Below are 25337 nucleotides of genomic sequence, written 5' to 3'. Positions count from 1 at the left end.
AAGGGACGCATGACGACCTTGGAGCCCGCGACCGATGCGGCACAGGACAACTTGGCCGCGCTCGAATCCGAGGCCATCCACATCTTCCGGGAAGTGGCGGGCGAGTTCGACCGGCCGGTGATCCTCTTCTCCGGCGGCAAGGACTCGACGCTGCTGCTGCACCTGGCGATCAAGGCGTTCTGGCCGGCGCCGGTGCCGTTCCCGCTGCTGCACGTGGACACCGGGCACAACTTCGACGAGGTCATCGAGTTCCGCGACCGCGTCGTCGAGCGGCACGGGCTGCGCCTGGTCGTCGCCAAGGTCCAGGACTGGATCGATGACGGGCGCCTGGAAGAGCGTGCTGACGGCATGCGGAACCCGTTGCAGACCACGCCGCTGCTGGACACCATCTCGGAGAACAAGTTCGACGCGGTGTTCGGCGGCGGCCGCCGTGACGAGGAGCGCGCCCGGGCCAAGGAGCGGATCTTCAGCCTCCGCAACTCCTTCGGCCAGTGGGAGCCGCGGCGGCAGCGTCCCGAGCTGTGGAACCTCTACAACGGCCGGCACCGCCCGGGTGAGCAGGTCCGCGTCTTCCCGCTGTCCAACTGGACCGAGGCCGACGTCTGGAACTACATCGCCCGCGAGAAGGTCGAGCTGCCGTCGATCTACTACGCGCACCAGCGCGAGGTGTACCTGCGCGACGGGATGTGGCTCGCCGAAGGTCCGTGGGGCGGGCCGCGTCCGGGGGAAGAAGTCACCGAACGGACCGTGCGCTACCGGACCGTCGGCGACGGCTCGTGCACCGGCGCGATCGAATCCACCGCGGCCACCGTCGAAGAGGTCATCGCCGAGGTTTCGGCGTCGCGGCTGACCGAGCGCGGCGCGACCCGCGCCGACGACCGGATGTCCGAGGCGGCCATGGAAGACCGCAAGCGTGAGGGGTACTTCTGATGAGCTCGCTGCTTCGCCTGGCCACCGCCGGGAGCGTCGACGACGGCAAGTCCACCCTGGTCGGCCGGCTGCTGTACGACACCAAGTCGGTGCTCGCCGACCAGCTGGACGCGGTCACCCGCGCGTCCGTCGACAAGGGACTGTCCACACCGGACCTGTCCCTGCTGGTCGACGGCCTGCGCTCGGAACGCGAGCAGGGCATCACCATCGACGTCGCCTACCGCTACTTCGCCACGCCCAAGCGGTCGTTCGTGCTGGCCGACACGCCGGGGCACGTGCAGTACACGCGCAACACAGTGACCGGCGCGTCGACCGCGCAGCTGGCCGTGCTGCTGGTGGACGCGCGCAAGGGCGTGATCGAGCAGACCCGGCGGCACGCGGCCGTGCTGGCCCTGCTCGGCGTGCCGCAGCTGGTGCTGGCGGTGAACAAGATCGACCTGGTCGGCTACGACGAGGCGACGTTCACGGTGATCGCGAAGGAGTTCGCTTCGCACGCCGAGACGCTGGGCTACGCGCGGGGTTCGGTGCTCGCGATCCCGGTGTCGGCGCTGGAAGGCGACAACGTGGCGACCCGCTCCACGCGGACGCCGTGGTACAGCGGTCCCAGCTTGCTGGAGCACCTCGAAGACGTGCCGGTCGCACCCGACCCGCACGACTCGGCGCTGCGCTTCCCGGTGCAGTACGTGATCCGCCCGCGCACGCCGGAATACCCGGATTACCGCGGTTACGCGGGCCAGATCGCCGCCGGCACGGTGCGGCCGGGTGACGAGATCGTCGTGCTGCCGCAAGGCATCCGCAGCCGCGTCGAACGGATCGACACCGCCGACGGCCCGCTCGAAGAGGCCGGCGCCGGCACGTCGGTGACCCTGCTGCTCACCGACGACATCGACATCTCCCGCGGTGACCTGATCGCCGCCGCGGACTCCCCGCCGGAGGTGACCGACGAGATCACCGGCACGCTGTGCTGGCTGTCGTCGAAGCCGCTCAAGCCGGGCGCGCGCGTGCTCGTCAAGCACGGCGCCCGCACGGTGCAGGCGCTGGTCGGCGAGCTGCACGCGCGGTTCGACGAGCAGGCGCTGTCCAGTGTGGACGCACCGGCCACGCTGGAGCTCAACGACATCGGGCTGGTCACGCTGCGGCTGGCCCAGGAGCTCGGCGTCGACGACTACGGCGTCAGCCCGCGCACCGGCGCGTTCCTGGTGATCGACCCGAAGGACGGCGACACCCTCGCCGCGGGCCTGGTCGGTGAGCGCTTCTCGTGACGCCTCCCCTGGTCGCCGTCGCGCACGGCAGTCGTGACCCCCGCTCGGCGGCGACCGTGCGGGCTCTCGTCGACGTCGTGCGCGCGCAGGCTCCAGGGCTTCCGGTGTACGAGTCCTTTTTGGACCTGTCTTCGCCTCGGGTGACGGACGTGCTCCAGGAGTTGTACACAGCCGGCCACCGGACGGCGGTGGTCGTGCCGCTGCTGCTGGGCAGCGCGTTTCACGCCCGCGTCGACCTGCCGGCGCTGATCGATTCGGTGACGGCTTCGTGCCCGGGCTTCCGCGTCCAGGTTTCGGACGTGCTCGGCGCGGACCCGGCCCTGCAGGCGGTGGCCCTGGACCGGCTGGCCGCCGCTCCTCGCCGGCGCGGGACGGGCGTGCTGCTCAGCGCGGTCGGCTCGTCGAACGCTTCCGCGAACGCCGTCGTGGCTTCGCTCGCTTCGAGCTGGGAAGAGCGGCTGGGTGTTCCGGTGAGCGAGGCGTTCGCCAGCGCGACCCAGCCGGACATCCCCACCGCCGCCGCCCGGCTGCGGGAGCGCGGAGTGAAGCACCTGATCGTCGCGTCGTGGTTCCTCGCACCGGGCCTGCTGCCGGACCGGATCGCGCGGCTGGCCCTTGAGGCGGATCCCCGGGCGTTCATCGCGGCGCCGCTCGCCGACGACCCGCGTGTCGCCGACGTTGTCATCAGCCGGTATGCCTCCGCGGTGAGCGGGCTGCTCCGCCAGTACGCCTGATCCGCGACAACACCGCCAAAAGGCGAGTCTTATTCACATTTGCCGTCACCCTGCGTGCTTGGGAACGGTAAATCCTTGACGGGCTAGTTAACTTGCCGGTAACTCTCTAAGCGCTGCGCAGCTCTCTTTCCTCCCCTCCAAAACCGCAGGTAGGTGGATACAGATGAAAGCGCTTCACTTTTCCCGGCTGGCTGCTCTGACCGCGGCCGCGGCTCTCCCGATCGCCCTCGCCGCCCCGGCTTCGGCGGCCACCACCGTCGCCTTCGACTGCCAGGCCGACGCGCCGATCATCGGGCCGCAGCAGGTGTCGCTGAACCAGGACGCCGACGTCACCGCGCCCGCCACCGTCGCGCCCGGCGGCGCCTTCGACGTCGTCATCGACCCGGCGCCGAACGAGGTTCCCGGCGAGGTCAGCGGGAACACCGTCAAGAACATCAACACGTTCGCGCTGAAGTTCCCGATCCCGGCGAACTCCACCTACGTGAGCGCGGACCTCACCGGCGGCTCCGGCCTCGGCTCGACCGCGCCGACCATCGCGGTCGCGAACGGCGTCGCGACCCTGAGCTTCCCGGGCCCGATCGCCGGCGGCGCCACCTTCGAACTCCCCACGATCACGGCGCACCTGACCGCGGGCCAGTCGGGCACCATCGAGACGAAGCTGTCCGGCACCAGCTACAGCGACCCCGGCCTGACCTTCAAGGCGGTGGCGGGCACCATCATCGGCGACATCACCGCGCCCACCGCCTGCTTCCCCAGCCCCAGCCCGGTCTTCACCACGACGACCATCGGCTGAGCGCCGTGAAGAGGCCACCCTGCGGGCCGGGTGCCGCCCGTAGGGTGGCCGGCATGGGGAACTACGAACTCGCTCAGGTGAACATCAGCCGGATGAAGACCCCGCTCGACGACCCGTCCTTCCGCGACTTCGTCGACAACTTGGAGCCCGTGAACGCCCTCGCCGACCAGGCGCCGGGGTTCGTGTGGCGCCTGCAGACCGAAGACGGCGACGCGACGTCCGTCCGGGCCTTCGAAGCGGACGTCCGCGGAACGTCCGGCGTGCTGGTCAACATGTCCGTGTGGACGTCGGTCCGGACGCTCGCGGACTTCGCGTTCTCACCGGACCACGTGGCGATCATGCGGCGCCGGCGGGAGTGGTTCCACCACGTCCGCGAGGTGATGACGGTGCTCTGGTGGGTCCCCGCCGGTTACCGGCCGACCACCGCGGACGCCGAAGAAAAGCTCAACCACCTGCGCATCCACGGCCCGACACCCGAGGCCTTCACGCTGAAGCAGCACTTCCCCGCGCCGGACGCCGTCGTCGCGGAAGCCCGCGAGGGTGACCCTGATTGGCTGTGCCCCGCGTAACACCGGTGGTGTGCGGGGAGTGTGCAAAGGTGTCGGTCATGGCTGACGAACTGGTGCACTACGACGTGGTGGGCGGCACCGCCACGATCACCCTGGACTCCCCGCACAACCGCAACGCGCTCTCGGCGCAGCTGCGCCGTGAGCTGTCGGCCGCGCTGGCCGCCGCGGCCGCCGACGACGCCGTGCGCGTGGTCGTGCTGACCCACACCGGGCCGGTCTTCTGCGCGGGGATGGACCTCAAGGAAGCCCGCGGCGCCGGCGCGGGCGACCAGGGCGTGAACGAGTTCCCGAAGATCCTCGACCAGCTGTGGACCAGCCCGAAGCCGGTCGTGGCGCGGCTGGCCGGGCCCGCCCGCGCCGGCGGCATCGGCATGGTCGCGGCGTGCGACATCGCCGTGGCGGTCCCGGAAGCGACGTTCGCCTTCTCCGAGGTCCGCATCGGCGTGGTGCCGGCGGTGATCTCCCTGACGGTGCTCCCCCGCCTGAACCCCCGCGCGGCGCACGAGCTCTTCCTGACCGGCGACACGTTCGACGCGCGCCGCGCCGTCGAGATCGGCCTGCTGAACTCGGCCGTCCCGGCCGACGAGCTGGACGGCGAAGTGGCCCGGTTCGTCAAGGCGCTGGCCCAGGGCGGGCCCAAGGCACTGGCCGAGACGAAGGCCCTGCTGAGCCGCCCGCGGCCCGCGACGCCGTCGGAAGGCTTCGAGGAGATGATCGGGCTGTCGGCCAAGTTCTTCGCCAGTGAGGAAGGCCAGGAAGGGATCCTGGCCTTCGCCCAGAAGCGCAAGCCGAGCTGGGTCCCGCAGGACTGAAGCGCCCCAAGGCGGCCTTCGGTGCGTCACACGCACCCAAGGCGGCCTTCGGTGCGTCTGACGCAACCAAGGCCGCCTTGGGGCGCTAAGCCGGAACCTGAACCTGCTTGCGCGGAACCAGCGCGAGCAGGCCGGTCACCCCGCCGCACACCGCGGCCACCACATACACCGGCGTCAAACCTCCGGCCTGGTAAGCGATCCCGAGCACCGCGACGCCGAGCGTCTGCCCGAACTGCCGGGTCGTCGTCAGAATTCCCGCGGCCATCCCCGCGCGCCCCGGCGGTGCCGCGGCCGCGACCGCCGTGCCCATGGCCGGCCCCGCGATCCCCACGCCGATCCCCGTCACCGCAAGACCACCGGTCACCGTGAAACCCAGCTGCAGCAAGCTGCCCACCGCGCCCAGCAGCACACCCACACCCAGCAGGACCCGCGGCGGAAACCGGTGCAGCACCTTCCCGAGGACCGTCGACGTCAGGAACGACGCCCCGGCCAGCGGCGCCAGCGCGAGCCCGGCCGCGACCGGCCCGAGCGCACGATCCGTCTGCAACCACAGGGACACGTAGACCAGCGCGGCGAAGGTGAGGGTCGACGCCGCCGCGCACACGACCAGCGTCGTGAACTCGCGGTCGCGGAACAACCGCAGGTCCAGCAACGGGTCCGGCCGCCGTTCGGCCAGGCCGAACCCGGCGAACGCGACCACCGAAACCACCAGCGCCCCCACCGTGACCGGCGACGTCCAGCGGCCTTCACCCCCGAGGGTCAGCCCGTGCACCAGGCTCGCCGCCGCCACCGCGAACCACACCGCACCCGCCAGATCGAACCGGCCGCGGCGGGCCGGGGTGTCCCGCCGGATCGCGAACACGGTGAACACCGCCGTCAGCAACGCCAGCGGCACGTTGACGAAGAAGATCGCCGGCCAGCCGAAGTACTCGGTCAGCACCCCGCCCACCACCGGTCCCATCGCCGCGCCGAGCCCGTTGACCGCGAAGAACACGCTGATCGCAGTCCCTCGCGAGCGCCCTTCGTAGGTGGCGGCCAGCACCGCGAACCCGGTCACCGCCAGCGCCGCACCGCCGATCGCCTGGACACCACGGGCGGCGATCAGCGTCCCGATGTCCGGTGCCAGCCCGCATCCCAGCGACGCCGTCGCGAACACGGCCAGCCCGGCCAGGAACACCCGCCGCACACCCCAGCGGTCGGCGAGTGAGCCCGCCGCGAGCATCAGCACCGCGAGGACGAGCGTGTAAACGTCGGGGACCCACTGGAGCTGCCCCACTGTCGCCGTCAGGTCGGCGCCGATCCGGGGCAGCGCCACCGTCACGACGGTGGTGTCCAGCAGGAACAGGAACGAGCCCGCACAGACCGCGAGCAACGGCCACCACTTGCGCACCAGAACTCCCTTCGAGGATGTGTCCGCCGAAGAGTGGGCTGCGGGTGTCGATCACCACCAGAAAAGTCGATAAATCCGCCGGATACCGTCACCGGTTACGCTCGAACCATGGAAACCGTCACGCTCGACCGTGTCGACCGCGGCCTGATCCACGCCCTGCAGCTCGACGGCCGCGCGCCGATGCGCACCCTCGGGCAGGTGCTCGGCGTCTCGGAGAACACCGTCGCCCGGCGCTACCAGCGCCTGCGCACGGCCGGCGTCCTGCGTGTCACCGGCGCGGTCACCGGCGGCGAAGCCGGCTACACGACGTGGACGCTGCGCCTGCGCACGACCCCGGACGCCGGGGCCGCGGTCGCCGACGCGCTGGCCGACCGGCCCGACGTCTCCTGGGTGCACCTGCTCTCCGGCGGCACCGAGATCTCCTGCACCGTCCACGCACCCGACACCACCGGGCGGGACGACCTCCTGCTGCACAAGCTGCCGCGGGCGAGCCGCGTCACCGCCGTCTCCGCGCACGAGCTGCTGCACACGTTTGCGCTCCCGGACGGCTGGAGCGGGCTGCACTGCCTGGCGCCGGAGCAGGTCGCGCGGTTGCGCCCGCCGAAGCCCGAGAGCACCGGCGTCCCCCCGGAACCGGGTGACCAGGCGCTGTTCGACGCGCTGGCCCACGACGGGCGCGCGAGCTACACCGCGCTCGCCGCGGCCACCGGCTGGTCCGATTCGACCGTGCGGCGCCGGATGGACGTGCTGCGGCGCCACGGCACGCTGACCTACCACCTCGACGTCTCGCCGGCCCGGCTCGGCTTCCGCTCCGAAACGCGGCTGTGGCTGACCGTCTCCCCCGCGAACCTGGCCGAGGCGGGGGAAACGCTGGCGAGCCACCCGGAGACGTCGTTCGCCGTCGCCACCACCGGCACCACGAACCTCACGGCGATGGTGAACTGCCGGGACGGCCGCGACCTCTACCGCTACCTCACCGACCGGGTCGCGGGGATCCGCGGTGTGCAGACGCTGGAGAGCGCGCCGGTGATCCGCACGGTCAAGCGCGCGGGGACGCCGCTCAGGCGTCCGGCAGCACGACCGTGAGCCGCCAGGAGCCGGCGCTGGGCCCGCTCGGGCCGAGGGCGCGCTGGGCGTCCGAAAGCACGCTGCGAATCGCCAGGTACGTCTTGGGCTCGGCCTTGCGCAACACGTCCGAGCCCGGCCAGATCAGCACGTGCTCCCCCGGCGGCAGCCAGGAGAGGTCGGTCAGGCAGTCGTAGAGCGCGTCGAGGTTGTGCCCGAAGTAGTCCGGAAAGGACAGTGCTTCGGCGAACGCGCTGAGCGTGCTGGTCTTGTCGACGGTCGGCCGCGAGTTCACCAGGTGCGGGTACGCGCCCCTCGCGAAGGCCTCTTCGGCGGCGGCGTTCGCCAGCTCCCCGGCGCTCATCGGGCCGGGTCCACGACGACGAACGACGCGTAGTGGTCGCCGGTGTAGTACAGCTCGTGCGCCTGCCCGGTGATCAGCCGCCGCGCGCCGCGGTCGGCACTGCCCGGGGTCTTCACGGTGTACTCGTGGTAGTAACCGGATTGCTTGCGTGGCAAGCGCTTCTCCCGGTTCTCGAAGACGACGTCGTCGTTGCGCGGATACGGGTAGGGCCCGCCTTTTTCGATCAGCTTCCAGGTGTCGCCGGCCTGCGACGGCAGCGCCGACAGCTCCTTGAGCGGCAGGCCGGAGTCGGCGCCGGGCAGGGCCGCGCCGCCCTTGGCGGGTGCGCTCGCCGGGGTGCTCGACGTGGGGGACGCCGGCGTGTCGCCGCTGACGACGTCCTTGACCAGCCAGCCCCCCAGCACCAGCACGAGGAGCCCGATCAGCGCGGCGGTGATCCGCCTTCGGTTGAACATGGTGCGCCAGCCTAGGACGGGGTGTCGGAACGGTCGTCGTCACGGCCCGGAGTGAGCCGGCGGGCGAAGAGCCCGACGAGCTTGTCGAGGATCCAGGCGGCGGCCAGGCACAGCGGCACGACGACCACCATGACCAGCACGAACTGGACCGGGAACCACGCCTGGGCGAGCCACAGCTCGACCCCGTCCCACCAGTCGGCAAGCCCGTTGAACACGGTGTGAGCCTACGCGCGGTCTGCTGCCCCCGCGTGTCAGGGCCTCTCTTCCGAAATCGGCGGAACCGCCCGGCGCACGGCCCGCGTCACGTGTCTCGCGGCACGCAGCACTGGGTTCGGGGAGAAGGTAGGTTGCCAAGCATGTTCGCCGTGTACGCGCAGGAACCCAATGCCGAAAGCCCCTTGGACTCGCTCGTCGTCGGCGAGCGACCCGAACCCGAAGTGCCGGACGGCTGGGTCCGGGTGCACGTCAAGGCCGCCAGCCTCAACATGCACGACCTGTGGACCCTGCGCGGCGTCGGGATCAAGCCGGACCAGTTCCCGATGATCCTCGGCTGCGACGGCGCGGGCACCCTCGACGACGGCTCCGAGGTCGTGATCCATTCAGTCATCAACGCGCCGGGCTGGCAGGGTGACGACACCCTCGACCCGAAGCGCACCCTCCTGACCGAGAAGCACCAGGGCACCTTCGCCGACCAGGTGATCGTCCCGGCGCGCAACGTCGTCCCGAAGCCCGCCGGGCTGACCTTCGCCGAGGCCGCCACGATGGGCACGGCCTGGCTGACCGCCTACCGGATGCTCTTCGTGAAGTCCGGGCTCCGGCCGGGGCAGACGATGCTCGTGCAGGGCGCCTCCGGCGGCGTCTCGACGGCGCTGGTGCAGCTCGGCCGCGCGGCCGGGTTCCGGGTCTGGGTGACCGGCCGCACCGAGGAGAAGCGCGCGCTCGCCGAGACCCTCGGCGCGCACCAGACGTTCGAGTCGGGCGCACGGCTGCCCGAGCGGGTCGACGCCGTGTTCGAGACGGTCGGCAAGGCCACCTGGTCACACTCGGTGAAGTCGCTCAAGCCGGGCGGGATCATCGTCGTCTCCGGCTCGACCAGCGGCCCCGACGCCAACGCCGAGCTGCAGCGCGTGTTCTTCCTCCAGCTGCGGATCGCCGGATCGACCATGGGCACCCGCGACGAGCTCGCGGACCTGCTCGCCTACCTCGACCTGACCGGGGTCCGGCCGCAGATCGGCGCGGAACTGCCGTTCGCCGAAGCGGCCAAGGGCTTCCAGGCGATGCTCGACGGGGACACCGCGGGCAAGATCGTTTTCACCCGCTGATGCGCTGACCTGGGCGGATCCGGCCGGACCCCGCCCAGGTCACCGCTTGTACCGCCCATCTCGTTAATTGTCAACGTACTCGAACCGAGATCTGGTCGTTAGCACCGAAGTTCCACCAAAACCCAATGGTGGCAAGCTAATCTGTAGTCATGACCGCAACGAAGCGGCCCGCTCCGGCTGTACCGGGCGGCCGGCCCAGCAGCGACCCGGACCCGATCCGGGTTTCCTTCCGGCGCTACGCCGGCGTCCGCACCCGCGTGCTCGAGGTCTGCGCTCCCGGCCACGAACCGGAGCAGCCCCTTTCGCGCCGCTCGCTGCGCCGCCGGGCGGCCACCCCGCACGTCCGGCCGAGCGCACCTCGTCTCGTGCTGCTGCACGGTTATTGCGACAGCGCCGACACCTGGCGTCCCGCGCTGGAAGAGCTCGCGGCCGCCGGCATCCCGGCGATCGCGGTCGACCTGCCCGGGTTCGGTGACGCCCAGCCGCTGCGGCCCGGTCCGATGCTGCCGCAGCTCGACGCGTTCACCACCGCCGTCGTCCGCGAGCAGGCCGTGCTCGGCTCGGTCGTGCTGGCCGGGAACTCCCTCGGCGGCACCATGAGCCTGCGCGCGGCGCAGAACGGCCGCCTCCCGATCTCGGGGGTCGTGTCGATCGCCGCGCCGGGGTTCGTCGACTCGTGGCTGATCCGCACCGTGGCGCGCTACCCGCTGCCGCTGCGGCTGTACTCGTCACTGCCGGTCCCGGTGCCGGGCTTCCTGGTGCGCAAGGTCGCCGAGCAGCTCGTCCCCCGGTTCCTCTACGCCGACGCGGGCACCGCCGACGCGACGCAGGTGCAGCGCTTCACCGCGCTGTTCCCGGACTACCGCGCGACGAAGAGCCGGCTCGAGCAGGCCCGGCAGCTCGTCGCGGAGCTCGCCGACGCCTACCGGCTGGACTCGGTGAAGGTGCCGTTGCTGGTCGTCGCGTGCGGGAAGGACAAGCTCGTCACCGCCGCGTCCGGGCGCCAGCTGCACACACTGGTGCCGCACAGCAGGCTCCTGGTGCGCGAGGACTGGGGGCACTGCCCGCAGCTGGACGACCCGGTGGAGATCGCCGAGCTGCTCGCGTACTTCGCCGCGGGCGCGGTCCGGACCACCCAGGCCCGGCGCGCCGCCGAGACCGCTCCGGAAGCCGTGAGCGAGGACACCGCGGCGGGCTGAGCGGCTCACGCTGTCTTCACGCGCGGTTGGCGGTAGGTTCCGGCGTTGGGTCCGTGATCCGGGCCCGTCCACCGCGACGTTCGGGAGACGATGATGTCCGCTCCAGGAGGCTTGGGTTCCAGCTCCGGCATCTTCCGGCGCAAGCCGATCGACCAGATCCAGGACACCAGTGAAGCCGGGGGCCTCAAACGCACCCTCGGCCTCTGGCAACTGACCGCCATCGGCGTCGGCGGCATCATCGGCGCCGGGATCTTCGCCCTCGCCGGCAGCGTCGCCCACGGCGACGACGCCGCCGGCATCCCCGGCGTCGGCCCCGCCGTCCTGATCTCCTTCCTCATCGCCGGCGTCGCCAGCGCCGCCGCCGCGTTCTCCTACGCCGAATTCGCCGGCATGATCCCCAAAGCCGGCTCCGCCTACACCTACGGCTACGCCGTCCTCGGCGAAATCGTCGGCTGGTTCATCGGCTGGGACCTCCTGCTCGAATACACCGCCATCGTCTCGGTCGTGGCCATCGGCATCTCCGGCTACTTCAGCTTCCTGCTCGGCCAGCTCGGCCTCGACCTGCCCGCCTGGATGCTCGGCGCCCCCGGCACCGGACCCGGCCACAAAGTCGACCTCTTCGCCGCACTGCTGTGCCTGCTGATCGCCTACCTGCTCAACCGCGGCATCCGCAGCGCCGCCCGCGTCGAAACCGTCATGGTCGGCATCAAGGTCCTGATCGTGCTGATCGTCATCCTGGTCGGCTTCTTCTACGTCAAAACCGGCAACTACACCCCCTTCGCCCCAGCCGGCTTCGGCGGCGCCGTCACCGGCGCGGCAACAGTCTTCTTCGCCGTCTTCGGCTACGACGCCATGTCCACCGCCGCCGAAGAATCCAAAGACGCCCAACGGCACATGCCCAAGGCGATCCTCTACTCCCTCGCCATCTCGATGGTCCTCTACGTCCTGGCCTGCCTGGTCCTGACCGGCATGCAGAAGTACACCGAAATCGACCCCAAGAGCGGGTTCTCCACCGCGTTCAAGTCCGTCGGCCTCTCCGGACTGGCCACCGTCATCGCGATCGGCGCGATCGTCGGCATCCTCACCGTGCTGTTCACGTTCCTGATGGGCGCCACCCGCGTCGGCTACTCCATGAGCCGCGACGGCCTGCTCCCGCCCTGGTTCGGGAAGACGAACGTGAAGCGCCAGGTCCCCAGCCGGATGACCTGGATCCTCGGCGGCGCGTCCGCGGTCATCGCCGGTGTCCTCCCGATCGGCGAAGCCGCCGAGCTGACCAACATCGGCATCCTGCTCGCGTTCGTCGTCGTCTGCGTCGCGGTGATCGTGCTGCGCTACAAGCAGCCCAACCTGATCCGGACGTTCAAAACCCCGGGCATGCCCGTGGTCCCGGCCATCGGCGTGGTGTTCTCCATCTGGCTCATCACGTTCCTGCAGCCGTTGACCTGGCTGCGGTTCGCCATCTGGTTCGCGCTGGGCCTGATCTTCTACTTCGCCTACAGCCGCCGTCACTCGGCGCTGAACCGCACCGGCGGCCCCGACGTCGCGGCCGGGAAGAAGGACTAGCGGATCCGGTCGAGGCGCGCGGCGGCGTCGCGCGCCTCGACCTTCAGCCGCTCGACGATCACGGCGGCCGAAGCGTCGTACGCGAGCGGGTAGGTCTGGCCCGCCCACAGCGAGATCGCCTCCGGGTCGCCCGCCTTCGCCGACGCCTTGCGCACCGGCCCCGCCAGGCTGTTCAGCTGCGGGTAGGCGGCGGGCGCGCCCTCGGACAGCGCGTCCATGAACTTGTTGACCAGCCCGCGCGCCGGGCGTCCGCTGAAGGCGCGGGTGAAGGCCGTCTCGCGTTCGGCGAGCGCCAGTGCTTTGCGGTGCGCCTCTGAGGTCCCAGCTTCGTCCGCACGCAGGAAAACGGTGCCCAGCTGGGCGGCCACGGCCCCGGCGGCGAGCACGGCCGCGACGTCCGCGCCGTGCACCAGGCCACCGGCGGCGATCAGCGGCAGGTCGACCCGCGCGGCGACCAGCCGCAGCAGCGCGAGCACGCCGTACTCCGCGCCGCCGCCGGGCAGGCTCGCGTTGTCGGTGAACAGGCTCCGATGCCCGCCCGCTTCGAAGCCCTGCAGGACGAGCGCGTCGGCGCCGAGGTCCGCCGCCCGTTGTGCGGCCTCGGGTGTGGTCACGGTGACGACGACCTTGCTGCCGGCTTCCCTGAGGCGCAGGACGTCCGACGGCGAAGGCGGGCCGAAGGTGAACGACACCACCGGAACCCGCTTCTCGAGCACGACGTCCAGCTTCGCCGGATACGCGTCGTCGTCCCACTTCGGCTCGCCGAGCTCGACGTCGTAGTCGCGGGCGAACGCCTCGAGCCGCGCGCGGTGTGCCCCGATGTCGGCGCCGGTGTCCGGCTGCGGGACGAAGAGGTTGACGCCGAACGGGCTCCCGGTGAGCTCCGCGGTGCGGTCGATCTGCGCCGCCAGCGCGGCGGGGGTGAGCATGCCGGCCGACAGGAAGCCGAAGCCGCCGGCCTCGGTCACCGCGACGACCAGCTCCGGGGTGGTGGGCCCGCCCGCCATCGGGGCGGCGATGACCGGGAACGTCAGCTCGTCGAACATGCTCCGAGCGTAATACTCAGGCGGGCAGCACCATCGTGTAGAGCTTCTTGATCACCCCGTCCGCCACGAGGGCGACGTCGATCCCGCGCACGACCGGCGGTGCGCCGGCCGGGCCGAGTTCCCAGGCGAGGTGGCCCAGATCGTGGTTCACCAGGACCGGCCCCGCCGGCGCGAAGACGAACCCCGGCGACTGGTCCAGCAGTCCCTTCGCCTTGGCGTTCAGGTCGGCGTGTCCGGTCACCACCCCTTCGGGATCGGCGAAGGTGACGTCGGCCGCGTAGGTCGCCGCGATCGCCTTCGCGCGCCGCTCGTCGTCACGCTCGTTGAAGACGTCGAGCAGGTTCGCCCGCATCAGTTCGGCCACCGTCGCCATGTCGCACCCTCCTGAGGTTCGGGCGCCATATTACGTGACATGTCACGCAACTGTCAGGGGTGGTCGCTCGGCCGGGGCAGGCTGCCGTGCTCGATCAAGGTGTCGTAGACGCGCTCGAGCAGCGTCGCCAGCTGGGCCAGCTCGCCGGGTTCGAGGGCGTCCAGGAACGCCTTGCGCACGAACTCGACGTGCTCGGGCGCGGCCCGTCGCAGCGCTTCCCAGCCCGCTTCGGACAGGGTGACGCCGGTGACCCGGCGGTCTTCGGGCACGGCGTCGGTCCCGACCAGCCCGCGGTCGCGCATCCGCTTGAGGTGGTGCGACAGCCGGCTGCGCTCCCAGCCGATGCGGATCGCGAGGTCGCTGACCCGCATCCGGCCGCCCGGCTCGCTGGTCAGCGCGACCAGGACGTGGTAATCGGCGAGCGAGAGACCGCTGTCGGCACGCAACTGCCGGTTCAGCTCGTGGTCCAGGCGGAGGTACACCTTCATGTACGCGCACCAGGCGGCGGTTTCGGCTTCCGAAAGCAGCGCGAACGGCGACCCGGGCGCGAACTCCTGCGGCACGGCGCCTCCCTCCTCGAAGCCGCGAGCCTAACCACCCATGCTGGTCTAGACCATCGTCGCCAGAAATGCGACGATCCGGGCAGGCACGACGGCGATGTCGCGCCCTTCCCGCCAGGAGGTCCCGGTGAAGCCATCCCGCACGCGGCGTCTCGGCCGTGCACTCGCCGTGCTGGCCCTGATCGGCGCCAGTACGACCGCCGCCCAGCTCTCGCCCGCCGCGGCAGCCACGCCGGCGCTGCAGTCGATCGTGCCCGTGCCGGTGTCGGTGACCCCCGCGGCCGGGGTCAGCTTCCCGCTGGTGTCGACGACGAAGATCGTCACCGAAGCCGGCTCGGCGCCGGCCAAGGACGTCGGCACCTACCTGGCCGGGGTGCTGCGGCCGTCGACCGGGTTCGCGCTGCCGGTGTCGGACGCGCCGGCGTCGGTGCCGGCCGACAGCATCGCGTTGCTGCTGAGCGGCGCGCCGTCGACGGTGGGCGCGCAGGGCTACCAGCTCGTGTCGACGGCGTCGTCGGTCACTGTGCGGGCCCAGACGGCGGACGGGCTCTTCGCCGGCGTCCAGACGCTGCGGCAGCTGCTGCCGGGCCGCGTGGAAAGCTCGTCGGTTCAGCCGGGCCCGTGGAGCGTCCCGGGCGCGACGGTCGTGGACTACCCGCGCTTCGGCTACCGCGGCGCGATGCTCGACGTCGCGCGGCACTTCCACCCGGTGTCGACGGTCAAGCGGTACCTCGACCAGCTCGCCCAGTACAAGATCAACAACCTGCACCTGCACCTGGCCGACGACCAGGGCTGGCGCATCCAGATCGACAGCTGGCCGAGGCTGACGACGTACGGCGGCAGCACCCAGGTCGGCGGCGGCGCGGGTGGTTACTACACGAAGGCGCAGTACACGGAGATCGTGAACTACGCGGCCTCGCGGCACATCACGATCATCCCGGAAATCGACATGCCGGGGCACGTCAACGCGGCGCTGGCGTCGTACGCGGAGCTGAACTGCAACGGCGTCGCGCCGGCACTGCGGACGGACACGGCGGTGGGCTACAGCTCACTGTGCATCTCGAAGGACATCACGTACACGTTCGTCGCGGACGTCCTGCGCGAACTGGCGGCGCTCACCCCAGGCCCGTACCTGCACATCGGCGGCGACGAAGCCTCCTCGACCTCGGCGGCGGACTACCTGACGTTCGTGAACAAGGCCCTCCCCCTGGTGGCGGCCACGGGCAAGTCGGTGATCGGCTGGCACGACATCGCAAAGGCTTCCCTGCCGGCTTCGGCTTCCCCGCAGTTCTGGGGGACCACAACGTCGGATTCGGGTGTCTCGGCGGCGGTTTCGCGCGGCAGCAAGGTGATCATGTCGCCCGCGAACAAGGCGTACCTGGACATGAAGTACAACAGCTCAACCCCGATCGGCTTGTCGTGGGCGGGCTACATCGAGGTCCAGGACGCCTACGGCTGGAACCCGGGCGCGTACCTGTCGGGCATCGGCGAGTCCGCCGTCCGCGGGGTGGAATCACCACTGTGGGCGGAGACCGTGGTGACACCGGCGAACATCGACTACCTGGCATTCCCGCGGTTGGCAGCGCACGCCGAGCTGGGCTGGTCCCCGTGGTCGACCCACGACTGGACGACGTTCCGCACCCGCCTCGGCGCACAAGCGCCCCGCTGGGTGGCACAGGGGATCAACTTCTACCGCTCGTCGCAGATTTCGTGGGACACCGGCGGGACGACGAACCCGGGCACATGCACGGATGCGGCTTGGAGCGCTTCGCAGGTGTACACGGGTGGGAACGTCGTGTCGCACAACGGTCACAAGTGGACGGCCCAGTGGTGGACCCAGGGCGAGGAGCCGGGAACTACGGGGCAATGGGGAGTGTGGCGGGACAACGGCGCTTGCTGAGTGAGTGGCCGGGCCTGCTTTGACGAAGTGGGCCCGGCCTCGAGTCGCTCAGCAGCCCTCGCCGTTCACCGGCGGGGTTCCGGCTGGGTCGGTGGCCGGTCCGCGATGGGCCTGCTCCGGAACCTCGGGATGCCCGGTCCTTGGCGGTAGCCGGTTGTGGCGTTCGGTGCGTCAGATGCACCCAACGCCTCATTGGGTGCATCACGCCTCGAGCCGCGACCCGCGCGACTGCGCGGAAAACCTGCCGCGGCAGGGCTGGGGATGGCGCTAATCTGCGGGCATGCCGGAGCCCTGCCCGATTTGTGCCAAGCACCGGGGTGCCGGGCCGCTCGTGAGCCCGGTGGTCTGGTCCGACGAGGACGTCGTGGTGACTCACCAGCCCGGCTCCTTCCCGGGCTATCTCTTCGTCGAGCCGCGGCGGCACGTCGCGGGTCTTGACGCCCTCACCGAGTCCGAAGCTCTCGCGATCGCGCGGGCGGTCTGGGTGGCGGCGCGGGCGCTGCGGGCCGAACTCGAACCCGAGTCCGTGCACACCTTCGTTGCCGGGCGGGGTGCCGCCGGGGTCCACTTTCACCAGCACGTCTTCGTGCGGCACCGGGGTACTCCCGCCGAGCGCGGCTGGTCGGACGTCGACTGGCCGGGAGCGCCGCGCGAAGACGTTGCCGGGCTGTGCGGACGGTTAGCACCGCACTTCACCCGGTGAAACCGGAACACCGGGCGCGCCGGTCGGGTTAGGTTGGGGCATGAGCGCTGATCTCGAGCAGGTTCGCACGCTGTCGCTCCAGGAGCACGGCCTCGCCACCGTCGCCACGACGCGCGCGGACGGCACGGTGCACTCCTCCGTCGTCAACGCCGGGGTCATCAACGACCCGGTGACCGGTGCCCCCGGCGTCGCCTACGTCGCGGTCGGGAAGGCGCACAAACTCCTGCTGCTGCGCCGGGCCGGGCACGCCACGCTGACCTTCCGCCGGGGCTGGAACTGGCTCTCCGTCACCGGCGCCACCCACCTCATCGGACCGGACGACCCCGATCCCGCCTTCGACCCCGCGGGCCTGCCGCAGCTCCTGCGCGACGTCTTCATCGCCGCCACCGGCACCCACGACGACTGGGACGAGTACGACCGCACGATGGCCGAGGAGCGGCGGGTTGCGGTGTTCGTGCGGGCGGACCGGATAATCGGCAACCGCTGACCCGCCCGGCCCCCAGGAGTCGTCCCGTTGCCCGAGTTCCCGTCCCGCGTCACCACGCCGGTCAAGGTGCTGATCGGTGTGCTCGTCGTCGCCGACGCCGGCTTCGGTGCGGCGCTCCTCTCCGGGGTCGTGCGCGGCCTGTCCCCGTGGCTGATCGGCGGCGCCTACGCGGCGACCGTGCTCGTCGCGGTCCTCGTCTACCGCATGTCCCGCGCCCGGACGCTCAAACGCGGCTTCGCCGGCCTCCGCGACCTGACCCTCGGCGACGAGGGCATCCGCCTGCCCGCGGGCACCCTCAGCACCCGGCTCGTGCCGTGGTCCGAGATCGCCGACGTCACCACGCGCCGCTCGGCCCGCTTCGGCGACGGCTACCTGCGCGACGCCCTCTGGCTCGACCTGGTCACCGGCGAAGGTGTCGAGAGCTCGGTGCAGTGTTACGCGCCGCGCGGCAAACTCGAACCGGCGCCTGCGCGAAGGCGTCAGTTCGAGCAGACGGCGATCCTCGACCCGGCCCTGTTCAACGCCGTGATCGACCGGCTCCGGAAGGAGCTGCGGCACCGGCACCTGCACGCCCAGCTCCGCGGCACCCCGCGCATCCGGCACCGCTGACCGGACATCCCGGCGGCGCCGGGAGACCGTTCATCGCACCCTCCTTTCTGCCCTGACCAGAGCACAACAGAAGGCACCGACAAAAACGGCGGCCGCGGGGAGTTCCGCGACCGCCGTTCACTCGAAAGCGTTACTTCTTGTTCTTACCGGAGTCCTCAGTGGACAGCGCGGCGACAAAAGCCTCTTGCGGAACCTCGACCCGGCCAACGGTCTTCATCCGCTTCTTGCCTTCCTTCTGCTTCTCCAGCAGCTTGCGCTTACGCGAGATGTCACCGCCGTAGCACTTCGCCAGAACGTCCTTGCGGATCGCTCGAATCGTTTCGCGGGCGATGATCCGGGCGCCGATGGCCGCCTGGATCGGCACCTCGAAGTTCTGCCGCGGGATCAGTTCGCGAAGCCGGTTCACCATGCGGTTGCCGTAGTTGTAGGCGTCGTCCTTGTGCACGATCGCGGAGAACGCGTCGACACCCTCGCCCTGCAGCAGGATGTCCACCTTGACCAGGTCCGCCGCCTGCGTGCCGGCCTCTTCGTAGTCCAGCGACGCATAGCCGCGCGTACGCGACTTCAGCGTGTCGAAGAAGTCGAAGATGATTTCGCCCAGTGGCATGTTGTACCGCAGCTCGACCCGGTCCTCGGACAGGTAGTCCATGCCGAGCAGCTGGCCGCGCTTGTTCTGGCACAGCTCCATGATCGTGCCGATGAACTCCGACGGCGCCAGGATGCTGACCTTGCTGACCGGCTCCAGCACCTTGTCGATCTTGCTGCCGGTCGGCCAGTCCGACGGGTTGGTGACGTGGATTTCCTTGCCGTCGTCCAGCACCACGTCGTAGACCACGTTCGGCGCGGTGGAAATCAGGTCGAGGCCGAACTCGCGCTCGAGCCGGTCACGCGTGATCTCCAGGTGCAGCAGGCCGAGGAAGCCGCAGCGGAAGCCGAAGCCCAGCGCCACCGACGTCTCCGGCTCGTAGTCGAGCGCGGCGTCGTTGAGCTGGAGCTTGTCCAGCGCCTCGCGCAGCTCGGGGTAGTCGGAGCCGTCCACCGGATACAGTCCGGAGTAGACCATCGGCTTCGGCTCGCGGTAGCCGGCCAGCGCTTCCTTGGCGCCCTGGCGCTCGGACGTCACGGTGTCGCCGACCTTCGACTGCCGGACGTCCTTCACGCCGGTGATCAGGTAGCCGACCTCACCGACGCCGAGTCCCTTGCTGGGCTTGGGTTCCGGCGAGATGATGCCGACTTCCAGGAGCTCGTGGGTGGCCCCGGTCGACATCATCTTGATCTTTTCGCGCGGCGTGATCTTGCCGTCGACGACCCGGATGTAGGTGACGACGCCGCGGTAGGTGTCGTAGACCGAGTCGAAGATCATCGCGCGGGCCGGCGCGTCCGCGTCGCCCTGCGGCGCCGGGACCGACTTCACGACCTCGTCGAGCAGCGCGCCGACACCCATGCCGGTCTTGGCCGAAACCCGCAGGACGTCGTCGGGCTCGCAGCCGATGATGTGGGCGAGCTCACCCGCGTACTTGTCGGGGTCGGCCGAAGGCAGGTCGATCTTGTTGAGCACCGGGATGATCTGGAGGTTGTTCTCCAGGGCCAGGTACAGGTTGGCCAGCGTCTGGGCCTCGATCCCCTGCGCGGCGTCGACCAGCAGGACAGCGCCTTCGCACGCCTCCAGCGCCCGGGAGACCTCGTAGGTGAAGTCGACGTGGCCGGGGGTGTCGATCATGTGCAGGACGTGGTCCTGCCCGTCGACCTTCCAGGGCAGCCGGACGTTCTGCGCCTTGATGGTGATCCCGCGCTCGCGCTCGATGTCCATCCGGTCGAGGTACTGAGCGCGCATGGCCCGCTCCTCGACCACCCCGGTGAGCTGCAGCATGCGGTCGGCCAGGGTGGACTTGCCGTGGTCGATGTGCGCGATGATGCAGAAGTTCCGGATGAGCTCCGGAGGCGTGAAGGTGGTGTCGGCGAACGTCGTCACTCGAATGAGTCCTCGGAAAGTCGGGGATGGCCACCTCTATGCTCCCATGGCGCTCCGGGTGCGGGTGGGGGTCATCCCCGATGCGAGGCCAGCTGATCCGTGGTGCCCTCGAAGTATGAGCACATCGCACCAGCCGGCACCACCTCCCCAGCCGGATCCAGGCGGGTTCGCCCGCGTCCTCGACCGTGCTTTCGGTCACCCTTCCGGAGCCCTCGGCCGCCTCGGCGGCTGGGTGATGGCGCGCGGCAACGCCGCCACCGAACACCGCATCGTCGACCTGGCGAAGATCGAACCGGACGAGACCGTCCTCGTCGTCGGGCCCGGCCCCGGCATCGGCCTGGACGCCGCCGCACGGCTGGCCGGGCGCGTGATCGGCGTCGACCCCTCCCCCGAGATGCTCGCGCTGTGTCACGAGCGCTGTGGCGAGCGGGCCGAGCTGCGCGAAGGGTCGGCCGCGCGGACGGACGAGCCGGACGAGTCCGTCGACGTCGTGCTGACCGTGAACAACGTGATGCTCTGGGACGACCGCGCGGCGGGGTTCGCCGAGCTGTTCCGGGTGCTGCGCCCCGGCGGGCGGCTGCTGCTGTCCGCGCACGAGAAGTGGCTGCCCGTGAGCAGACACGTCCTGGCCGACGAAGCCGCCGAGGCGGGCTTCGCCGACCTGCAGACCTGGACCTGGGAACCGCCCGGCTTCGCCGCGCTGGCCGCGCAGCTGCGCGCCGTCAAGCCCGCCTAGCGGGTGTCCGTCCGGATCGGGTGCCCCTCGGGCACCTCGACCAGCACGATCCGCGTGCCGTCCGGGTCGGCGATCCAGGCCTCGTCGAGGCCCCAGGGCTCGCGCTGGGCGTCCCGGACCGGCACCAGGCCCTTCCCCTTGAGCTCGGCCAGCGCACCGGCCAGGTCTCGGACCTGCAGCCAGAGCACCAGGTCGGGGGACGAACCCGTCTCCCCCTCGCCGGAGACCTCCAAGGAGCCGTGGCCGAGGAAGAACACGGTGCCGCCGGGGAACTCGCGCTCCACGGCCAGGCCGAGGGTGTCGCGGTAGAACCCGGTGGTCGCGGCGGCGTCACGCGGGCGGAGCAGCAGCCTGCTCTTCAGGACTTCCATCCGACCATCCCTACCGGACGCGCTCAGGCGACCGCAATCGCGGCGATGCCGGACAGCACGATGACCGACCCGGCCAGCCGCCGCACGGCGTCACGCTCGCCCAGCACCAGCCACGCGGCGAGGCCGCCGAGCACGATGCTCAGCTCCCGGGCCGGCGCGACCAGGCTGACCGGCGCCATCGTGAGCGCGAACAGCACGAGGATGTAGGCGATCGGCGACAGCAGCCCGACGAACAGCACCTCACGGCGCTGTTCGCGCCAGATCCGGGTCACCTCGGCGCGGTCGGCCAGCGCGCCGGGCACGAGCATCACGCTCTGCAGGACCGACCCGAGGCCGAAGTAGACGACCGGCGGCACGTGGAGGCCGGTCACCGCGTGCGCGTCCCAGAGCGTGTAACCGGCGATGACGGCGCCGGTCAGCAGGCCGTAGCAGATGCCGGCGCGGCGGGCCTGCGCCGCGGCCGGGTCGTGCGCGGCGCCGTTCTTGCGGCCGGTGCTGATCACCAGCACGCCGGTGATCACCAGGAACGCGCCGAGCAGGCCGAGCCAGCCAGGGCGCTCCCCGAGCACGAGGACGGCGGCCAGCACCGACAGCAGCGGCCCGGTGCCGCGGGCGACGGGGTAGACGACGGAGAGGTCGCCGACGCGGTACCCGCGCTGCAGGACGATGCCGTAGGCGATGTGCAGCACCGAAGTGACCACCGCGGCCAGCAGCCAGCTCCACTGTGGACGGTCCGCTTCGACGACCAGCAGCACGACCGTCACCGGCAGCAGCACCACCGCGGAAGCCGTGTAGTAGAGCCAGACGAACTGGGTGCCGCCGGAGGAGATCCGCTTGGCGGCGAGGTTCCACGCGGCGTGCACGACGGCCGCGACGAGGACGAAGGAGAGAGCGGTGGTGTTCACGGGACCCCTTACGGGTTTTCGCGCGCGCGAAAACCGGGTCCTCCAGGCTTTTGCCCCGTCAGATGAACGGCAGGTCTTCCGGACCCGCCGATGGTGCCGCTCGGACCAGACCCGCCGGTCCTGGTTGTGGGGCTGGTGTGCGGACCGGCAACGGAACCCTAGGCACTACCGCCGCCCACCGTACTCCTGGTGATCGGCAGTGCCCAGGTCCCGGCGGCAGGCGCCGCGAGCTGGGCTGTTAAAGTTGGCGCTCGTTGCCGTGCGGCATTCCGTCATGGAGGAAACCCGCTTTGCGGGGCCTGTACCAGCGCGGCGGCGAATCTCACCGAGTGAAACAGGAGTTGCCCTATGGCCAACATCAAGTCGCAGATCAAGCGCATCACGACGAACGAGAAGGCGCGTCAGCGCAACCAGGCGATCCGGTCCTCGGTGAAGACCGCGATCCGCAAGGTCCGCGAAGCCGCCGAGGCCGGCGACAAGGCCAAGGCCGCGGAGCTGCAGCGCGACGCCGCCCAGAAGCTGGACAAGGCCGTCTCGAAGGGCGTCATCCACGCCAACCAGGCCGCCAACAAGAAGTCGGCGCTCGCGAAGCGCGTCAACGCGCTCTGAGCAGGCTGTTTCTGGAGAAGCCCCGGCCTCGGCCGGGGCTTTCTTCATGTCCTCCTCAGCGGTCGCCCTTGGCGGCGGCCACCTCGAGGACCGCACGCTCCAGCGCGTAACTGGGGTCCGCCGCGACCCCCTTGACCTCGGCGTTCAGCCGCGCGACCACCCGCATCGCCGTGGCCAGGCCGTCCTGGTTCCAGCCGCGGGACTGGCCCTGCGCCTTGCGGATCTTCCACGGCGGCATGCCCAGCTCGCCGGCCAGCTGGTTCGGGTTGCCGCGGCCCGCACCCGAGACCCGGGCGATCGTCCGGACGGCGTCGGCCAGCGCGTCGGCGACCAGGACGTACGGGACGCCCAGCTGCATCGCCCAACGCAGCGACTCCAGCGCGGCCGCGCGATCACCGCTGACGGCCTTCTCGGCGACCGCGAACCCGGTCACGTCGGCACGGCCGCGGTGGTAGCGGCGGACCGCCTCCGCGTCGACGGAGCCACCGGTGTCCGCGACCAGCTGCGTCGCCGCCGAAGACAGTTCCCGCAGGTCGGAGCCCACGGCGTCGATCAGCGCGGCGACCCCGGCCGGGTCGATCTTGCCGCCCACCCGGCGCACCTCGTGCCGCACGAACTGCTCGCGCTCGGCGGGCTTGGTGAGCTTCGGGCATTCCGTGATCTCGGCGCCGGCCTTCTTCAGCGCTGCCGGGAGGGACTTGCCCGCCTTGCTGCGGCCACCACCGGTGTGCACGACGACCAGAACGACCCCGTCCGCCGGGTCCTTCAGGTAGGACGCCATGGCGTCGGCCAGCTCCTGCGAGATGTCCTGCGCGGCCTCGAGAACGATCACCCGGCCTTCGCTGAACAGCGACGGGCTGACGAGTTCGGCCAGCTCAGGCGCTGTGAGATCGGACACCCGGACCCGGGTCAGCTCCGCTGTCGAGTCCCTCGCGCGGGCCGCGGCCAGCGTCTCGCGGACGGCGCGCTCGATCAGCAGTTCTTCCTCGCCCAGGAGCAGGAGCAACGGGGCCGGGGCGGTGGCTTGCGCGGTCACGGGAGGATCCTCTCACTTGTTCCATCGTGCGCCCGCTCCGGTGATGTGGAGCCGCCACCATGGCACGGTCCGATCGCCATGTCGTACGGTGTTGGCGAGGCAGCGCGCTTTGGTGCGCACCGACAACTGAATACCGCTCATCCAGAGGGGCAGAGGGAACGGCCCGACGAAGCCCCGGCAACCGGCGTACAGCCTGTCATCCCGCGATCGCGGGGTAGCTGACGACCACGGTGCCAATTCCGGCCCGCTTCGGCGGGGCAGATGAGGAAAGGAACCTCGCGATGACCGCAACCCTCGGCACGACCTCCACCACCAAGACCCCGGATCTCGGACCGGCCGTCGAACTGGTGTCGAAGGAAGAGGGCCACCGGCAGCCGCTCGCCCCCGAGTTCGTCTCCGCCGAGGACTTCTCGCCGCTCGAAGTCGCCTACGACTTCGGCCGCGTCCGCCGCGAAGACATCGAGGCCGGCCCCAAGAACATCTGGCGCTACAAGAAGCTCCTCCCGGTTCCGTCCAACGTCGAAGAGATCCCGAACACCGAGCCCGGCGCGACCCGGCTGATCCGCGCCGACCGCCTCGCCAAGGAGCTCGGCCTCAAGAGCCTGTGGGTCAAGGACGACACCGGCAACCCGACACACTCCTTCAAGGACCGGGTCGTCGCCGTTGCGCTGGCCGCGGCCCGCGAGTTCGGGTTCGAGGTGCTCGCCTGTCCGTCGACCGGCAACCTGGCCAACGCGACGGCCGCCGCGGCGGCCCGCGCCGGCTGGCGGTCGGTCGTGCTGATCCCGAAGTCCCTCGAGCGCGCCAAGATCCTCACCACCGCGGTGTACGACGGCGACCTCATCGCCATCGACGGCAACTACGACGACGTCAACCGCCTGGCCACCGAGCTGGCCGGTGAGCACCCGAAGTGGGCGTTCGTGAACGTGAACGTCCGGCCGTACTACTCGGAAGGCTCGAAGACGCTGGCCTTCGAGGTCGCCGAGCAGCTCGGCTGGCGCATCCCGCCGCAGATCGTCGTGCCGATCGCCTCCGGTTCGCAGCTGACCAAGGTGGACAAGGGTTTCCGCGAGCTGGGCCAGCTCGGTCTCGTGGACGCCAGCCCGTACAAGGTGTTCGGCGCGCAGGCCACCGGCTGCTCGCCGGTGTCGGCCGCGTTCCGCGCCGGCCAGGACGTGGTCCAGCCGGTGAAGCCGGACACGATCGCCCGCTCGCTGGCGATCGGCAACCCGGCCGACGGCCCGTACGTGCTCGACATCGTCAACCGCACCGGCGGCGCGATCGAGGACGTCACCGACGAAGAGGTCGTCGAAGGCATCCGCCTGCTGGCCCGCACCGAAGGCATCTTCACCGAGACGGCCGGCGGGGTCACCGTCGCCACGGCGAAGAAGCTGGTCGAGACGGGCAAGCTGGACCCGGACGCCGAGACCGTGCTCCTGATCACCGGCGACGGCCTCAAGACCCTCGACGCGATCGAGAACCACGTCGGCCCGAAGGCGACCCTGCCGCCGTCGGCCGCGGCCGTGAACAAGGCGCTCGGCTACTGACCTCGGTTCGGCGGTGAGCCGGGGC

Annotated in this window: 28 protein-coding genes and 1 riboswitch; of the genes, 17 read left to right on the top strand and 11 right to left on the bottom strand. The window is 70.6% G+C overall.

Translation table 11 applies throughout. From position 1 onward, the window contains the following. The first annotated feature begins 9 nt into the window (after window positions 1-9). From cysD to ACIA5G_RS24770, 6 genes are all read left to right on the top strand, one after another. Window positions 10-930, top strand: coding sequence for a sulfate adenylyltransferase subunit CysD (gene cysD, locus ACIA5G_RS24795; RefSeq protein WP_395927085.1), 921 nt, complete (start codon window positions 10-12; stop codon window positions 928-930). Next, window positions 930-2192, top strand: coding sequence for a sulfate adenylyltransferase subunit 1 (locus ACIA5G_RS24790; protein WP_395927083.1), 1263 nt, complete (start codon window positions 930-932; stop codon window positions 2190-2192). The genes cysD and ACIA5G_RS24790 overlap by 1 nt, the downstream gene beginning before the upstream one ends. After that, complete coding sequence (locus ACIA5G_RS24785; protein ID WP_395927081.1) at window positions 2189-2926, top strand: sirohydrochlorin chelatase; 738 nt, start codon at window positions 2189-2191, stop codon at window positions 2924-2926. Before ACIA5G_RS24790 ends, ACIA5G_RS24785 begins: the two co-directional genes overlap by 4 nt. Before the next feature lie 163 nt (window positions 2927-3089). Continuing rightward, window positions 3090-3719: a cyclase gene (locus tag ACIA5G_RS24780; RefSeq protein ID WP_395927079.1), complete on the top strand. Its 630-nt coding sequence runs from the start codon at window positions 3090-3092 to the stop codon at window positions 3717-3719. Between the two features lie 53 nt (window positions 3720-3772). Beyond that, entirely contained in the window at window positions 3773-4288 is a 516-nt protein-coding gene (locus tag ACIA5G_RS24775; protein ID WP_395927077.1) for a DUF3291 domain-containing protein, read from the top strand. A 38-nt stretch (window positions 4289-4326) separates the two neighbouring features. Beyond that, entirely contained in the window at window positions 4327-5100 is a 774-nt protein-coding gene (locus tag ACIA5G_RS24770; RefSeq protein WP_395927075.1) for an enoyl-CoA hydratase family protein, read from the top strand. Between the two features lie 85 nt (window positions 5101-5185). Here the strand turns inward: ACIA5G_RS24770 and ACIA5G_RS24765 are convergent, their stop codons facing one another. Continuing rightward, a complete protein-coding gene (locus ACIA5G_RS24765) occupies window positions 5186-6490 on the bottom strand; it encodes an MFS transporter (RefSeq protein ID WP_395927073.1) in 1305 nt (434 codons plus the stop codon). Between the two features lie 108 nt (window positions 6491-6598). On the opposite strand from ACIA5G_RS24765, the gene ACIA5G_RS24760 reads away from it, so the two are divergent. Continuing rightward, a complete protein-coding gene (locus ACIA5G_RS24760) occupies window positions 6599-7576 on the top strand; it encodes an Lrp/AsnC family transcriptional regulator (protein WP_395927072.1) in 978 nt (325 codons plus the stop codon). On the opposite strand, the gene ACIA5G_RS24755 is transcribed toward ACIA5G_RS24760, so the two are convergent. The 3 genes from ACIA5G_RS24755 to ACIA5G_RS24745 are packed head-to-tail and all read right to left on the bottom strand — an operon-like array spanning window position 7551 to window position 8589. After that, window positions 7551-7919 carry a barstar family protein gene (locus ACIA5G_RS24755; RefSeq protein WP_395927071.1) on the bottom strand — a complete coding sequence of 123 codons (369 nt, stop codon included), beginning with the start codon at window positions 7917-7919 and terminating at the stop codon, window positions 7551-7553. The genes ACIA5G_RS24760 and ACIA5G_RS24755 overlap by 26 nt on opposite strands. Then, window positions 7916-8374, bottom strand: coding sequence for a ribonuclease domain-containing protein (locus tag ACIA5G_RS24750; protein ID WP_395927069.1), 459 nt, complete (start codon window positions 8372-8374; stop codon window positions 7916-7918). The genes ACIA5G_RS24755 and ACIA5G_RS24750 overlap by 4 nt, the downstream gene beginning before the upstream one ends. A gap of 11 nt (window positions 8375-8385) precedes the next feature. Continuing rightward, entirely contained in the window at window positions 8386-8589 is a 204-nt protein-coding gene (locus ACIA5G_RS24745; RefSeq protein WP_395927067.1) for a hypothetical protein, read from the bottom strand. A 141-nt stretch (window positions 8590-8730) separates the two neighbouring features. Here ACIA5G_RS24745 and ACIA5G_RS24740 point away from each other — a divergent pair, with 141 nt between their 5' ends. The 3 genes from ACIA5G_RS24740 to ACIA5G_RS24730 all read left to right on the top strand — a co-directional run bounded on the left by ACIA5G_RS24740 (window position 8731) and on the right by ACIA5G_RS24730 (window position 12458). After that, window positions 8731-9696 (top strand): zinc-binding alcohol dehydrogenase family protein, encoded by a 966-nt coding sequence (locus ACIA5G_RS24740; protein WP_395927065.1) that lies wholly within the window; start codon window positions 8731-8733, stop codon window positions 9694-9696. A gap of 149 nt (window positions 9697-9845) precedes the next feature. Continuing rightward, complete coding sequence (locus ACIA5G_RS24735; RefSeq protein WP_395927063.1) at window positions 9846-10895, top strand: alpha/beta fold hydrolase; 1050 nt, start codon at window positions 9846-9848, stop codon at window positions 10893-10895. Window positions 10896-10988: 93 nt separating this feature from the next. Beyond that, on the top strand, window positions 10989-12458 hold the full coding sequence (locus tag ACIA5G_RS24730; RefSeq protein ID WP_395927061.1) for an amino acid permease: 1470 nt from the start codon (window positions 10989-10991) through the stop codon (window positions 12456-12458). On the opposite strand, the gene ACIA5G_RS24725 is transcribed toward ACIA5G_RS24730, so the two are convergent. Genes ACIA5G_RS24725 through ACIA5G_RS24715 form a run of 3 tightly spaced genes read right to left on the bottom strand, consistent with a single transcriptional unit; the run spans window position 12455 to window position 14440 of the window. Then, window positions 12455-13504: an NAD(P)H-dependent flavin oxidoreductase gene (locus ACIA5G_RS24725; protein ID WP_395927059.1), complete on the bottom strand. Its 1050-nt coding sequence runs from the start codon at window positions 13502-13504 to the stop codon at window positions 12455-12457. The two genes, ACIA5G_RS24730 and ACIA5G_RS24725, sit on opposite strands and share 4 nt — an antisense overlap. A 16-nt stretch (window positions 13505-13520) precedes the next feature. Further along, window positions 13521-13877 carry a nuclear transport factor 2 family protein gene (locus ACIA5G_RS24720; protein WP_395927057.1) on the bottom strand — a complete coding sequence of 119 codons (357 nt, stop codon included), beginning with the start codon at window positions 13875-13877 and terminating at the stop codon, window positions 13521-13523. Window positions 13878-13930: 53 nt separating this feature from the next. Beyond that, on the bottom strand, window positions 13931-14440 hold the full coding sequence (locus tag ACIA5G_RS24715; RefSeq protein WP_395927055.1) for a MarR family winged helix-turn-helix transcriptional regulator: 510 nt from the start codon (window positions 14438-14440) through the stop codon (window positions 13931-13933). Window positions 14441-14564: 124 nt separating this feature from the next. Between ACIA5G_RS24715 and ACIA5G_RS24710 the strand changes: the two genes are divergently transcribed. The 4 genes from ACIA5G_RS24710 to ACIA5G_RS24695 all read left to right on the top strand — a co-directional run bounded on the left by ACIA5G_RS24710 (window position 14565) and on the right by ACIA5G_RS24695 (window position 18136). Beyond that, window positions 14565-16337 carry a family 20 glycosylhydrolase gene (locus tag ACIA5G_RS24710; RefSeq protein ID WP_395927053.1) on the top strand — a complete coding sequence of 591 codons (1773 nt, stop codon included), beginning with the start codon at window positions 14565-14567 and terminating at the stop codon, window positions 16335-16337. A gap of 280 nt (window positions 16338-16617) precedes the next feature. Next, window positions 16618-17040, top strand: a complete 423-nt coding sequence (locus tag ACIA5G_RS24705; protein ID WP_395927051.1) for an HIT family protein — start codon at window positions 16618-16620, stop codon at window positions 17038-17040. Between the two features lie 40 nt (window positions 17041-17080). Next, complete coding sequence (locus ACIA5G_RS24700; protein WP_395927049.1) at window positions 17081-17527, top strand: pyridoxamine 5'-phosphate oxidase family protein; 447 nt, start codon at window positions 17081-17083, stop codon at window positions 17525-17527. A gap of 27 nt (window positions 17528-17554) precedes the next feature. After that, complete coding sequence (locus ACIA5G_RS24695; protein ID WP_395927047.1) at window positions 17555-18136, top strand: hypothetical protein; 582 nt, start codon at window positions 17555-17557, stop codon at window positions 18134-18136. Between the two features lie 130 nt (window positions 18137-18266). Here the strand turns inward: ACIA5G_RS24695 and lepA are convergent, their stop codons facing one another. Continuing rightward, the gene (lepA, locus tag ACIA5G_RS24690; protein ID WP_395927045.1) at window positions 18267-20108 is read right to left on the bottom strand and encodes a translation elongation factor 4; all 1842 of its coding nucleotides are present in this window, start codon (window positions 20106-20108) and stop codon (window positions 18267-18269) included. A 115-nt stretch (window positions 20109-20223) separates the two neighbouring features. Between lepA and ACIA5G_RS24685 the strand changes: the two genes are divergently transcribed. Beyond that, on the top strand, window positions 20224-20844 hold the full coding sequence (locus tag ACIA5G_RS24685) for a class I SAM-dependent methyltransferase (RefSeq protein WP_395927043.1): 621 nt from the start codon (window positions 20224-20226) through the stop codon (window positions 20842-20844). On the opposite strand, the gene ACIA5G_RS24680 is transcribed toward ACIA5G_RS24685, so the two are convergent. Both ACIA5G_RS24680 and ACIA5G_RS24675 read right to left on the bottom strand, forming a co-directional pair. Continuing rightward, window positions 20841-21215: a VOC family protein gene (locus tag ACIA5G_RS24680; protein ID WP_395927041.1), complete on the bottom strand. Its 375-nt coding sequence runs from the start codon at window positions 21213-21215 to the stop codon at window positions 20841-20843. The genes ACIA5G_RS24685 and ACIA5G_RS24680 overlap by 4 nt on opposite strands. A 23-nt stretch (window positions 21216-21238) precedes the next feature. Next, window positions 21239-22120: a DMT family transporter gene (locus ACIA5G_RS24675; protein ID WP_395927039.1), complete on the bottom strand. Its 882-nt coding sequence runs from the start codon at window positions 22118-22120 to the stop codon at window positions 21239-21241. Window positions 22121-22468: 348 nt separating this feature from the next. Here ACIA5G_RS24675 and rpsT point away from each other — a divergent pair, with 348 nt between their 5' ends. After that, window positions 22469-22729, top strand: coding sequence for a 30S ribosomal protein S20 (rpsT, locus tag ACIA5G_RS24670; RefSeq protein WP_091316168.1), 261 nt, complete (start codon window positions 22469-22471; stop codon window positions 22727-22729). A 55-nt stretch (window positions 22730-22784) separates the two neighbouring features. Here the strand turns inward: rpsT and holA are convergent, their stop codons facing one another. Next, window positions 22785-23765, bottom strand: a complete 981-nt coding sequence (gene holA, locus ACIA5G_RS24665) for a DNA polymerase III subunit delta (RefSeq protein WP_395927036.1) — start codon at window positions 23763-23765, stop codon at window positions 22785-22787. Window positions 23766-23899: 134 nt separating this feature from the next. Beyond that, window positions 23900-24033: riboswitch (SAM riboswitch) on the top strand. Window positions 24034-24046: 13 nt separating this feature from the next. Here holA and thrC point away from each other — a divergent pair. Next, entirely contained in the window at window positions 24047-25312 is a 1266-nt protein-coding gene (gene thrC / locus ACIA5G_RS24660) for a threonine synthase (RefSeq protein ID WP_395927034.1), read from the top strand. Window positions 25313-25337 lie beyond the last annotated feature (25 nt).

Origin of the sequence: Amycolatopsis sp. NPDC051758 (assembly GCF_044453095.1) — a bacterium.
GTDB lineage: Bacteria > Actinomycetota > Actinomycetes > Mycobacteriales > Pseudonocardiaceae > Amycolatopsis.
The sequence above is the reverse complement of the archived record's forward strand: the minus strand, read 5'-3'. Positions and strand labels throughout refer to the sequence as shown.

Bases quoted from the DNA above. Each gene is read 5' to 3' on its own strand.
- cysD (WP_395927085.1), top strand. From the start codon at position 10: ATGACGACCTTGGAGCCCGCGACCGATGCGGCACAGGACAACTTGGCC.
- ACIA5G_RS24790 (WP_395927083.1), top strand. From the start codon at position 930: ATGAGCTCGCTGCTTCGCCTGGCCACCGCCGGGAGCGTCGACGACGGC.
- ACIA5G_RS24780 (WP_395927079.1), top strand. From the start codon at position 3,090: ATGAAAGCGCTTCACTTTTCCCGGCTGGCTGCTCTGACCGCGGCCGCG.
- ACIA5G_RS24775 (WP_395927077.1), top strand. From the start codon at position 3,773: ATGGGGAACTACGAACTCGCTCAGGTGAACATCAGCCGGATGAAGACC.
- ACIA5G_RS24770 (WP_395927075.1), top strand. From the start codon at position 4,327: ATGGCTGACGAACTGGTGCACTACGACGTGGTGGGCGGCACCGCCACG.
- ACIA5G_RS24760 (WP_395927072.1), top strand. From the start codon at position 6,599: ATGGAAACCGTCACGCTCGACCGTGTCGACCGCGGCCTGATCCACGCC.
- ACIA5G_RS24755 (WP_395927071.1), bottom strand. From the start codon at position 7,919: ATGAGCGCCGGGGAGCTGGCGAACGCCGCCGCCGAAGAGGCCTTCGCG.
- ACIA5G_RS24750 (WP_395927069.1), bottom strand. From the start codon at position 8,374: ATGTTCAACCGAAGGCGGATCACCGCCGCGCTGATCGGGCTCCTCGTG.
- ACIA5G_RS24740 (WP_395927065.1), top strand. From the start codon at position 8,731: ATGTTCGCCGTGTACGCGCAGGAACCCAATGCCGAAAGCCCCTTGGAC.
- ACIA5G_RS24735 (WP_395927063.1), top strand. From the start codon at position 9,846: ATGACCGCAACGAAGCGGCCCGCTCCGGCTGTACCGGGCGGCCGGCCC.
- ACIA5G_RS24730 (WP_395927061.1), top strand. From the start codon at position 10,989: ATGTCCGCTCCAGGAGGCTTGGGTTCCAGCTCCGGCATCTTCCGGCGC.
- ACIA5G_RS24725 (WP_395927059.1), bottom strand. From the start codon at position 13,504: ATGTTCGACGAGCTGACGTTCCCGGTCATCGCCGCCCCGATGGCGGGC.
- ACIA5G_RS24720 (WP_395927057.1), bottom strand. From the start codon at position 13,877: ATGGCGACGGTGGCCGAACTGATGCGGGCGAACCTGCTCGACGTCTTC.
- ACIA5G_RS24705 (WP_395927051.1), top strand. From the start codon at position 16,618: ATGCCGGAGCCCTGCCCGATTTGTGCCAAGCACCGGGGTGCCGGGCCG.
- ACIA5G_RS24700 (WP_395927049.1), top strand. From the start codon at position 17,081: ATGAGCGCTGATCTCGAGCAGGTTCGCACGCTGTCGCTCCAGGAGCAC.
- ACIA5G_RS24685 (WP_395927043.1), top strand. From the start codon at position 20,224: ATGAGCACATCGCACCAGCCGGCACCACCTCCCCAGCCGGATCCAGGC.
- ACIA5G_RS24680 (WP_395927041.1), bottom strand. From the start codon at position 21,215: ATGGAAGTCCTGAAGAGCAGGCTGCTGCTCCGCCCGCGTGACGCCGCC.
- rpsT (WP_091316168.1), top strand. From the start codon at position 22,469: ATGGCCAACATCAAGTCGCAGATCAAGCGCATCACGACGAACGAGAAG.
- thrC (WP_395927034.1), top strand. From the start codon at position 24,047: ATGACCGCAACCCTCGGCACGACCTCCACCACCAAGACCCCGGATCTC.